General features: G+C 38.1%; 9 protein-coding genes. 3 read left to right on the top strand and 6 right to left on the bottom strand.

From position 1 onward, the window contains the following. Positions 1–96: 96 nt before the first annotated feature. The 3 genes from AC2JBO_RS37605 to AC2JBO_RS37615 form a co-directional block, all read right to left on the bottom strand. Positions 97–1650 carry a sensor histidine kinase gene (locus AC2JBO_RS37605; RefSeq protein ID WP_496958739.1) on the bottom strand — a complete coding sequence of 518 codons (1554 nt, stop codon included), beginning with the start codon at positions 1648–1650 and terminating at the stop codon, positions 97–99. Positions 1651–1687: 37 nt separating this feature from the next. Further along, positions 1688–3136 (bottom strand): ATPase domain-containing protein, encoded by a 1449-nt coding sequence (locus AC2JBO_RS37610; RefSeq protein WP_496958740.1) that lies wholly within the window; start codon positions 3134–3136, stop codon positions 1688–1690. 275 nt (positions 3137–3411) lie between these two features. Beyond that, the gene (locus AC2JBO_RS37615) at positions 3412–4593 is read right to left on the bottom strand and encodes an RtcB family protein (RefSeq protein ID WP_496958741.1); all 1182 of its coding nucleotides are present in this window, start codon (positions 4591–4593) and stop codon (positions 3412–3414) included. A 223-nt stretch (positions 4594–4816) separates the two neighbouring features. Between AC2JBO_RS37615 and AC2JBO_RS37620 the strand changes: the two genes are divergently transcribed. The 3 genes from AC2JBO_RS37620 to AC2JBO_RS37630 all read left to right on the top strand — a co-directional run bounded on the left by AC2JBO_RS37620 (position 4817) and on the right by AC2JBO_RS37630 (position 7288). After that, the gene (locus AC2JBO_RS37620; RefSeq protein WP_496958742.1) at positions 4817–5704 is read left to right on the top strand and encodes a class I SAM-dependent methyltransferase; all 888 of its coding nucleotides are present in this window, start codon (positions 4817–4819) and stop codon (positions 5702–5704) included. A gap of 117 nt (positions 5705–5821) precedes the next feature. Then, positions 5822–6535: an HAD family hydrolase gene (locus tag AC2JBO_RS37625; RefSeq protein ID WP_496958743.1), complete on the top strand. Its 714-nt coding sequence runs from the start codon at positions 5822–5824 to the stop codon at positions 6533–6535. 303 nt (positions 6536–6838) lie between these two features. Beyond that, positions 6839–7288 carry a hypothetical protein gene (locus AC2JBO_RS37630; RefSeq protein ID WP_496958744.1) on the top strand — a complete coding sequence of 150 codons (450 nt, stop codon included), beginning with the start codon at positions 6839–6841 and terminating at the stop codon, positions 7286–7288. 37 nt (positions 7289–7325) lie between these two features. Here AC2JBO_RS37630 and AC2JBO_RS37635 read toward each other — a convergent pair whose 3' ends face one another. The 3 genes from AC2JBO_RS37635 to AC2JBO_RS37645 all read right to left on the bottom strand — a co-directional run bounded on the left by AC2JBO_RS37635 (position 7326) and on the right by AC2JBO_RS37645 (position 11099). Continuing rightward, positions 7326–8528, bottom strand: coding sequence for an STM4015 family protein (locus tag AC2JBO_RS37635; RefSeq protein ID WP_496958745.1), 1203 nt, complete (start codon positions 8526–8528; stop codon positions 7326–7328). Positions 8529–8559: 31 nt separating this feature from the next. Next, positions 8560–9852: an STM4015 family protein gene (locus AC2JBO_RS37640; protein ID WP_496958746.1), complete on the bottom strand. Its 1293-nt coding sequence runs from the start codon at positions 9850–9852 to the stop codon at positions 8560–8562. 380 nt (positions 9853–10232) lie between these two features. Then, positions 10233–11099, bottom strand: a complete 867-nt coding sequence (locus AC2JBO_RS37645) for an Rpn family recombination-promoting nuclease/putative transposase (protein WP_496958747.1) — start codon at positions 11097–11099, stop codon at positions 10233–10235. Positions 11100–11313 lie beyond the last annotated feature (214 nt).

Raw genomic sequence — 11313 nt, forward strand, 5'->3', positions numbered from 1 at the left:
TTGGGTAGGGTGCTTTCAAGCTATTACTATCAAGCAATGTAACGCCAAATACAGTGCTTTCACACCATTAATTCGTTAAGTAAGCAACATTCGGGGCTAGGGGGGATCAATTTCAGTATTGATATCAACAGGAATTGTAATTGTAAATGTTGTACCTGTACCAAGATTACTAGTTACGTTTATTTGACCTTGATGTAATTCTACTGCTTGCTTAACAATTGCTAATCCCAATCCTGTACCGGGAATATTGCCAACATTTTTAGCTCTGTAGAACGATTCAAATAATTTTTGCTGGTCTTCTGTAGAAATGCCAATACCTTTGTCTTCAATTTTAAATGTTATTGCTTTATCATGGTAAGCAAGCTCAAATAAAATATCTTCACCTTGCGGTGAGTATTTTATGGCGTTTGATAGCAAGTTAGTTATAATTTGCCGCAACAATTTTTCATCTAAATTAACTTGAATTTCTTGTTCTGGAATTAGTAATAAAATTTTGTGTGTGGAGTTAGCAACTAATTGCATTTCGGCAACTATATTCTGACAAAATTGCTTTAGGTTTATTGTAGTTGGCTTAAACGCTTGATTGGTAATTTGTCCTTTACTAATTACTAAGACATCATCTAATAAACCAACTAGATTCTTAACCGATTTTTTGATTTTCTGTAACACTTGTGCTTGTTTTTCTTGTGACCATCCGGCGCCTTGTTTTTCAAGTAAAGCAGTGTAACCTTGAATAATATTAAGGGGATTACGAAACTCATGGCTGACCATTGAGACAAAGCGAGATTTGAGTTGGTTGAGTTCTTTTTCTTGTTCTAAAGCTTTTTGAGTTTCGATTTCGGCAATTTTACGTTCTGTGATATCAAGTATAAAAGCAAGGACGTTTGGCTGTTCAGGTTCTATTTGTATTGGACCAACTAATACCGGAACACGACTGCCATCTTTACGAATATATTCTTTTTCATATACGGTATGATCACCCGTTGCTTTTATTTGCTCTATCGCGCGTTCATCGAGTGGCAAATACTCGCTTGGTGTCATTTCAATCCATCTAATTCTACCAGCATCTAAGTCTTGTCGTGTGTAACCAACTATTTGCAAAAAGGTATCGTTTGCTTCGTAAATATTGCCATCAAAATCTGCAATGACAATACCAACAATGTTTGATTGAACAATACGTTGAAAGCGAAGTTCACTTTGACGCAGCAATGATACAGCTTGTTCGCGTTCGGCTATTTCCTGCCGTAATTGTATATTAGTAGCATTCAGCTCTAGGGATAGTTGACGCGAGCGCAACAGCATTTCTACGCGCGCTTGTAATTCTAGCTTTTCAACTGGTTTAGTAATTAATTCGTCAATGCTTTGCCATAAGTCACGGGTAAGCAATTTGACATCAGAGCAAATTGTAGTGAGGAGAAAGGGGAGAAATATTGGGGATTCTGCTTGTTTTCTTGCCCGTACCCATTCCCATAGATGGTTTAATGCAACACCATCCATTATACAGAGGTCAAATTTGTTATCAAGTAAAGGAACTGCGTGTCTTGTTAGTACAACTGCATCTCCAATTATTACCTCGTGATAACGCTGTAACCATTCAGATAGTAGGCGCCGATTCTCTGTATGTTCTAATAAAAGTAGAATGCGACTCATATGAGGATTTTTCAGCAGCTATCTGTATAAACAAGAATTATTTAAAATCGGACGAGTCTAAAACATCGGGTATACCTTTGAGGATACCACGTAAATTTGTGAGTGGCCTACCAACTTTTATCCCGTAGCGGCTAATCTCAAATTCGCGCAAAGTTTTCTCAAAGCTAGTTAAGCGTTTTTTAAGCACCCCTATCGCGCGTCGTATTTCTCCTCTAAATTCGATATAGCGTAAAAATATAATATTATCAGCTAAATAACTAATACCATTTTCAGTAGCTTTAAATTCACCTGTAATACTTTCAACTTCGTTAATTAACAATACTGCAACACCCATATTTTGTAAATACTTACATAGCGCATGGATGTGGCTAACTAAATCATCACCCCGTACTGACAAACGATAGCCAGAGATACTATCAATCATCACAATTTTTGCTTGCTGTGTCTCAACTTGATGGCGAATCATATTTGCTAGCTCATCAGGGGTATAATGTAACGGCTCAACCTGGGAAATTGAAAGTGTACCGCGCTCCATCATGATGCGAACAGGAATATTAATTGCTTCACATCGATGTAATAGTGTTTCTCTCCACTCTTCAAATGTATAAACAACCGAACGTTCACCTCTACCTGCTGCTTCTTTCATAAACTGAAGTCCTAGCGTTGTTTTACCTACACCACTAGGGCCTGTAATAATAGAAATAGTCCCACGTTCTAATCCACCATGTAGCAATTCATCGATTTCTACTACCCCTGAAGGAATTGTTTCCTTGAAAAATTCCTGTCGGTACTTATTGGGAACCAAACGCTTAAAGACTTGCATCCCGGTTTCAGTCAAGCGCATCGAGTGCGAACCGCTCTGAAAGTTAGAACCGCGAAACTTACTAACACACAGCGTTCGTTCTTGGTTAGAGAAGCTGAGATTGATTACTCCATCGCTAATAAATTGTAAATCTTCATCCGGCGCCTCTTCGCTGCTTTCGGAAGTGAATAATACCGTGGCGCCTTGCTCTATTAAAAAACGTAGAAAAGACAGTGCTTGCTTGCGAAACAAAAACGCATCACTAACGAGATAGCGTAATTGCGTCATTGAGTCAAGAAAAACACGTTGAGGTTTGAGAGTCTGTACCTGCTCAACAATTCGTTGCGTCGTCGGTTCTCGCTCTACTTCTGCTGGAGAGAATATATCATAGGTTTGCACCTCGGCAAAAAAGTTTGAAGTTGGGCTAAGGTCGAGAAAGGTTATGCCATCAGTATCAAAACCTAACCGTTGAGCATTTTGAAATATCTGTTCGGCAGGTTCTGCTAGTGTAATTAACAGAGTTCGTTCTCCCTGACGGGCGCCTGCGGTAAGAAAATGTAATCCTAACGTCGTCTTACCTGTACCTGGTCCACCACGCAATAGATAAGCGCGATTACCAATGAAGCCACCCTCTAAAACTTCATCCAAACCTACAATATTTGTAGATAGCCGATTTTCAGACATTTTTAAGTTGTTCTGAGCATTTATTGAGCATTTTTACTTATTGCAAGTCGGAACTAGACAGTTGTTAGTTTTGACCCATATGATTCTCTCATATTTTTTGTTATATCGGTACAAATAGAATCCCCCCCCCTAACCCCCCCTTAATAAGGGGGGAATAAAACTATTTATAAACTCTGTTATAAAGTGATGAAATATAACAATTTAAAGCCCCCCTTCCACGCGGGGGGTTGGGGGGATCAATTCTATTAATTACAAACAAACCCAATTTATTAAAGTTATCCTTTTACACATACAACTTGCTTCAAAGTGGCAACTACTTCTACAAGGTCTGCTTGTTGATTCATTACCTGCTCTATCGGCTTATAGGCGCCGGGAATTTCATCTAAAACGTCTTCGTCTTTACGACATTCTACACCCTCAGTTTGTTTAATTAAATCATCGAGTGTATAAACGTTTTTGGCTTTGTTTCGAGATAGTAAACGACCGGCACCGTGGGAACAACTGCAAAAGCTATCAGCGCAACCTTTACCCTTAACAATGTAAGATTTAGCTCCCATTGAACCAGGGATAATACCGTAATCATCTTGTTGCGCGCGCACGGCACCTTTACGAGTGACAATAACTTCTTCACCAAAATGCACTTCTTTTTCAGCATAGTTATGGTGACAATTAACTTCGAGTAAAGGTTTTGTCACTTTACCACCTGCTAAATGCTTCTCGATAATTCGTTTAAAACGTCCCATCATGACATCACGGTTCATCTTGGCATATTCCTGCGCCCACTGTAAATCTCGCCAATAAGCTTCAAACTCTGGTGTTCCAGCAATAAAGTAAGCTAAGTCAGGGTCAGGCAAATTAATAAGAGCCAATTTTGCTAAATCTTTAGCGGTACTAATATGACAGCTAGCTAGCTTATTACCAATATTACGTGAACCAGAGTGCAACATTAGCCAAACTTGGTTGTCTGTATCGATACAAACCTCGATAAAATGATTACCACCACCAAGCGAACCTAACTGACGCATCGCTTTAGTTTCCAAGTCTTGTACACCTGGATGCAAATCATTAAACTGGCGCCAGTTTTGCCAATTAGTTACAGCTTTTTCAACTTCTGGGTTTTCGTTGAAACCTGTAGGAATAGCTGCTTCAATATCAAGACGAATTTTCTTGAGTTTACCTTCAAGCTTATCACCCTTAAATGGCATCTTAATAGCAGCCATACCGCAACCAATATCAACACCAATAGCAGCAGGAATTACAGCTTCCTTCGTGGCAACTACTGAGCCAACCAAGGCGCCTTTACCCAAATGAACATCAGGCATCAACGCCACATGCTTAAAAACAAATGGTAGCGAAGCCACATTTTGCGCCATCTTAGATTCATCCTTCCCTAAAGGATGACCAGCCCAAGACAAAACAGGTGTAGGTGTAGAAAGTTCTAATTCTTCGTAAGCCATAGATTTTCAATTTTAGATTTCAATTTTAGATATTTATATATATTTAGCCTGCGGAGGCAGGCTTTGTTCATATAGCCACACCTTTTAAGGTGTTATATTCTCAATGTAATACACGTAATACAAGAACGTCAAGAAGCAACACAAAGCAGAATTTAGGAACATCCGTTACAATTTGTAAAAGAAGTAATTGTCTACACAGCAGTGCAGGAAACCTAAATACCCTATGGCAACAGGTCAAGATACAATCTGGGAAAAGTTTTTATCACCTGTATTCAGGCTTTTGATTGACGAAAAAGCGTTACGTGATTATAACGATAGTGTTGACTGGGAGAAAGAATGCAGCTACATTCGGCGCCCAGATGTGATTACACCTGCATACTATACTAGCCAAAACTTTCACGGGATAAAGGGTGGATACCTCACCTCTGGCGCCGCAGTTACCTACGACCCGATAACACAGTATGTAGTACCTCCGAATGAAACATGGGTTCGTCAAAGTTTAATAGACGCAGTTAGGGTACATCCACGACGAATACTTGACTTAGGTTGTGGTACAGGGACGACAACTATAATGTTGAAACGCGCGTTTCCTGAAGCTGAGGTTATTGGTTTGGACTTATCACCATACATGTTGGTAAGGTCACAACACAAAGCGGCTCAAGCAGGAGTTAATATAAACTGGCGCCACGGTGATGCTGAGAAAACAGGATTTCCAGATGCATCGTTTGATTTAGTTACAGCAACATTTCTGTTTCATGAAACACCACCAGCGGTATCAGTAGGAATTTTACGCGAATGCTGGAGCTTACTTACAGTGGGAGGACAAGTATTAGTTTTAGACGGCAGCCAAAAGACAATCCGCCAGTTAGAATTTTTGCATAACGTCTTTGAAGAGCCGTATATTCAAGATTTTAGTGCGGGTAGCGTTGATGCTTGGATGGGTGCAGCGGGTTTTGACGCAGTGCAAACGCAAGATGTTTGGTTAATACATCAATTAACAGGTGGTGTAAAACCGATATCAAGAGGAGAAACTGCTACTACTAACGCGCGGAGATATACATCTTCTATAAATGATAGTACAGAATTACACGTTTTCCCATCACCTGCATAGTTATATATGATGATGTAGAGACGTTACATGTAACGTCTCTACACGTCACAAATGACAAAAGGCGCCTGATTGTTGTAGTATTGCACTCAGCACTCGGCACTCAGCACTATAAAAACAGTGAGTTTAAAAGCGGTTCTATTTGATTTTAATGGCGTAATAATAAACGACGAGCCAATTCATAAGCGACTCGTCGAAGAAATACTCATCGGCGAAAACGTCACTAATTTGAGAAAAGGTGAGTTTGAACAAGTTTGTTTAGGACGTAGTGACCGTGTTTGCTTACGAGAGTTGTTAAATAGTCGCGGTCGAATCCTCACTGAAGAGTCCTTAAACAAAATAATACAAAAGAAAGCAGTTTTATACTTAAAGGAACTTGATAAGCTGGAAAAATTGCCATTATTTCCTGGGATAGATGACATAATTTTCCAGCTACGCTCTAAAGGTTTAAAATTAGCGTTAGTTACAGGCGCCGTTCGTAAGGAAGTTGAGGTAGTACTCGAACGGGGTGAATTAAAAGAATATTTTTCAGTGATTGTTGCGGGAGATGATACCACCAAAAGCAAACCTGACCCGACTGGATATTTGCTGGCAGTAGAACGTCTTAACCAAGAATATCCAGATTTAAGTATAAAGCCGAACGAGTGTTTAGCAATTGAAGACACACCTGCTGGTATCCAAGCTGCGAAAAAGGCAGGAATGCAAGTAGTCGGAATAGCTAATACCTATCCATTCCACATGCTGCAACGAGTCAGCAATTGGACTGTTGATTATTTCTCAGACTTAGAACTTGAAAGAGTTGCTCAAGTATTTATACAAAAATCAGCAGTTTAGTTTTGATGTCAAATATGTCTTTTCTCTTGCCTATACACAAGCTTTATATATCTTTAGATGTAGATAGTCTCTAAACTTTCTAAACGCCTGTTATATACATATATATACATTAAAAATAAATGTTATAAATATCAATTTATACCTTGCAATTTCTTAAAAAAAAAATTAATAATTGTGACTATAAGCGACTAGATATAGTGCGGCTAGTAACATTAGTAATAATATTGTTTAACCCAGAAGAACTCGAATAAGTCAGGAACAAAAATTTTATTTTGCCTATCCAAGAGGTAGGCTCATGGAGCTATGAGACTAAAACCGATTCATTTTTTAAGTGTTTGTGTAGCAACTTTTGGATTACTTATACCACCAGCTATTGCTTCTGCTCATAACATCAAAAGTCAACAAATTACAGAACTAGAATTGTTGAAAGTTGAAAGAGAAAATATTCGGGGGAATGATACACAGAAAAATCTGAATCAACAAAAGCCTGAAAGTATGCAATCTATTTCAGTTGCAAACCATCCACGTACAACTCGGTTTTATCCATCTTCAGCAAGACCACTTGACAAAAATTCAAGCTTTCTCGCATTAATAATTATGACTAACGTAATTATTAGCTTTATTCTGTTAGAAATTTGGTATCAAAATTATCAAAAGCAGCGTCACAAGCAAGAGGCTGAGATTGAACAAGGTCTTATTGAAAGGGAAAAACAAATTGAAACCTTGGAGAGGATATGGAAGATTAACGCTTAATATCAGGAATTATTAATTTCAAAGGCAGGCGCCTGAACTACGATATAAATTGTTGACGTTCTCCGTTGTCTTGGGGTTGTGTAATGACTCGACAGTTTAGTTGAGAAAGTTTTTGTACCATTTGTGCGGATAGTTTGTTCATGGATACGTTGAGAGTGTGAAGTTGGTTTATTGCTCGGCATTTTAATAAAGTTTCGGCGCCAATATCAGTTAAAGTTCCTTGGGAAAGGTCAAGTACTGCGAGACGTTGAAGTAGGGGTGAGTTGACTAAAGCTTTGGCAATGTTATCTGAGTAATCGCTGCTTTTGAGTCCTAAATACTTTAAACTAGGGAATAATTCCCCTGATAAGATAGGCGCCAATTGGTCGGTACTTATATCTTGTCCGTAGTGGAAACTCTCAGCAAGCCATATTTCTAAGTATTCGAGTACTGGTAGGTCAAGGTTGGCGATATCTTTCAGGGTTTGTGGTTGTACTAATGTATAACCTGTTTGAATGATTAGAGTTTTAAGGTTTTCGTGTCGCACTCTTTCAAATTTCACACCCCAACCACCGCGAAATTGTAATACTTCTAGGTTCGGATATACTGTTAATATTTGTGTACTATCGCCTAATAAAAGTCGAGATTTCATATAATTAGCTTCTTGTGCGTCACCATCCCCAATAAATAAAGCTTTTAAATTTGCTAATTTATCACAGGCGCCGTACAATACACTTTGAAAATCTTTATACTGCGTGTCATGCTGCCAGTAATCATCCCACATTTTACATACTATAGCTTCTACTTGTGTTGTTTGATTACTTTGAAGGAAGCTTTGTAACTGAGTTAAGTCAAATTTTTCAGGTTTATTGGCTTGAATACGATTGAGATTAATGTTATATGCAGTGTGTGTAATACTGTGTTGAGGATTATAGTTTTGAATATCCCAATGCTGTAAAGTTGTAAAAAACAGCTTTGGGTCATAGTCTAACAAAGCTTGTTTGCCTTTGGCGCCTCCTTGATGCAGTAATATTTGCATGGCGTAACGTTGAACTAATTCTACATCTTGTAAGCTTTTTATCACTAAATCTATACCAGCATCTCCGTAATTTAATGCAGTACTAAGCGCTGTTATACGCACTTCAGCTACAGGACTATTGAGACGACTTTTAACACCTGCGAGTCCTCCTAAAACGGCGCCTTCTTTTGGAGGTGAGGTGTTGCTTAGTACTGCGTCAAAATCTCTAGGTTGCTGTGACATAGTTTTTACTAGTATGTAAATTGTTGATCAACTACTCAGCTACCGAACAATAACGATAAGCTTCTTCATCTTCTTCATCATAACCATAATCTTCATCTTTCTTTTGCTCATTCGTCATCACATGAACATTGAAATTACCTCGTGATTCCTGTAAAGATAATAAAGCCACCTTATCATCAGAGAGATAATTTTCGCTAATATTCAAAATATCAAGCTGTCTGACTTCTGGACTTTTCATTAAAACATCGGCACCTATATCTGTCAGCGTTCCCATTGATAAGTCTAAAATTTTAATCGAGTCTATCAAAGGTGAATTGATTATAGTTTCAGCGATATCATTGGAGTATGTACTATTTCGCAAACCTAGATATACTAAGTTTGGAAACACTGCTTCAATTAGTATCGGACGTAAATCATCAATTGAGGAATGTCCACCATAATCTGCCGAACCTAACCATAATTCTAGATGCGTTAATCTTGGTAAATTGCAAGCGCTTATTTGAGCAATTGTATCAGGATTTAAGCCACCTGTTTCAACGATTAGCGCTTCTAAGTTATCGTGTTGCACTGGACTAAATTCTAAACCAGTACCTCCGCGAACTTGTAATATCTCTAAATTAGGATATGCTTGTAAAATTGGGCTAATATCGCTTTGTATAATCCAAGATATCTCTGATTCTTGGCTGTGGATATCTCCAATAAATAGCGCTTTGAGATTTGTAAGTTTATCTTTGGCATCAACTAATGCTTTAATAATAGCACTCGAACTATCACCAGAGATGTCTGTACTCCAGGCGCCGATAACCAATGTTTGAAGTTCAGCAGAAGAGGGATGTTGCAGAAGTACTGCTAGTTTGTCTGCTGTACTTTCTTCTTCACCGTATTCACATCGCAATGCATAAGCTGTATTCACTGGGTCTATAATACCAACTTCGGGAGCAAAATCTACAACTTGTCGATTAGCAAATATCGATACATAATCTCCTCTATATCCTGGGTAACGTCGTAAACGTTCTTCAAGATTCCAAGGTTTATAGTTTTGTAACGCTTGCTTGACTTTTTCTTCGTCTCTTTTCCTTAATAGCCAATAAGCCGTGCGTTGAAGTTGCTTTGACTCCGAATGCAATGCTTGAATTACTAAGTCTAAACCAGCGTCATCATAATTCAATGCTTCGGAAAGCGCGGATATACGAACTTTGATATCAGAACTTGATAAGCGCATTTGGGCGCCTTCGATTCCTCCTAATACGATACCATCAACAGGAGGTGGCGCCTGACCTCCGAGTACTGCGTCGTAGTTTGTGGGTTGGTTAGGATTGTTCATATTCAATTGGTGTTTTCGTCTATTTTATGTAAATCTCAGATTTTTGTCAGTTCAGATTCCCGACTTTTTAAAGAAGTCGGGAATCTAATTCACTCACGAATGATTTAGGATTGCTATATATTAAACTATAGTTTTATTATGAGCGTAAAAAATATACCATTAAGCGAAATAATTCCTTTTTTTGAGTGCAAAGGAGGAATTACAATTATTTTGTAGAAAAAATGGAATCAGTACCTCTGGCTCAAAAATATAAATTTCTAATAGAATCGAAACATATCTTCGAGATTTTCTAAATTTAAGCGACGATATAACAACCGCTAAAACTGAGTTTTTATAAATGGTGCGTGAAGATATATTTTGTTTTTCACGCACCAAAGTTATTAAATTAATTGTCGTAATTCATCTAAGGTGTTTACACTCTTAATTGCGTCTTTAATCACTTTAAGCTTTTCTAAATCTTGTACTTGAGAAATAGATTCCATTAATTCTAAAGCTTCGGCGCCGAATTTTAACTCTAGCCCTAATTCAATGGCAGATAGGATACCGCGTTGCTCACCACGTTGCTCACCACGTTTTTCGCCGAATTGCTCACCTTCACTAAAGATTTGTTGATACCAAGGAGATTCTTGTAAGATTGCCATATCCAACCTCATAATATTTTGAACTAATGCGCTATCTAACATAAAGCTAGCAAAAAAACCTAAAAGCATGTCAAACTGCTCTAACTGCTCCGAGGTACGCATTACTCGTAGTGCTTGTATAATTGTCGCTTCATTGGCGCCGTTTTGAAGAACTGGCACGAATGGTAATAAACTGGGCACAGCGTTAAAGGCAACTTGTGCGTCTATTTCCCAAAGGTTTATTACCTTATAGTCCTGACGCGCGGTTAAACCCATAAATCTAGACTTGAAAGCAGTGGGTATTTTATCATCACTGGTTTTGAGTATATTTATAAGCACAGGGTAAACTGGCAAATCATACTTTTCTTCAGCGAGTGCAGTATACGCGCGCACTCGTTTTGGCATCTTCAATTTATAGCGCAGTTGCAATTCGTTAAGGACGAGAAATTCCTTATGTTTTGGAGTTTCGACACGAATGAGAACGTCACTTTCACGACTTATCCATTCAAATCCAGTGTTAATTACTTCTTTGACTTTAAGGTCTGAAGTTTCTGTAATCCAATTTACCCATTCTTCTGGTGCAAGACTAATTAAACGCTTAGAACCAATATCGGATGACTTTGCCATATATGATTGTACTTATTCAAGGGCAAATAGTCAATGTAGATGCAACATTGACTTATTAGCGTATAGAATAAATGACTTTATTGATTCATGTCACTCTTTATTCAAGTAATTTATCTTGAACATGACAATAATCATTCTCAAACCCAAAGTAGTCTATTTGATGCTTGTAATACAAGAGTTTTAGCAATTTCACTGTTATCAAGATTTGAGAATA

Source organism: Calothrix sp. CBUCES-K 9914, from assembly GCF_059640475.1.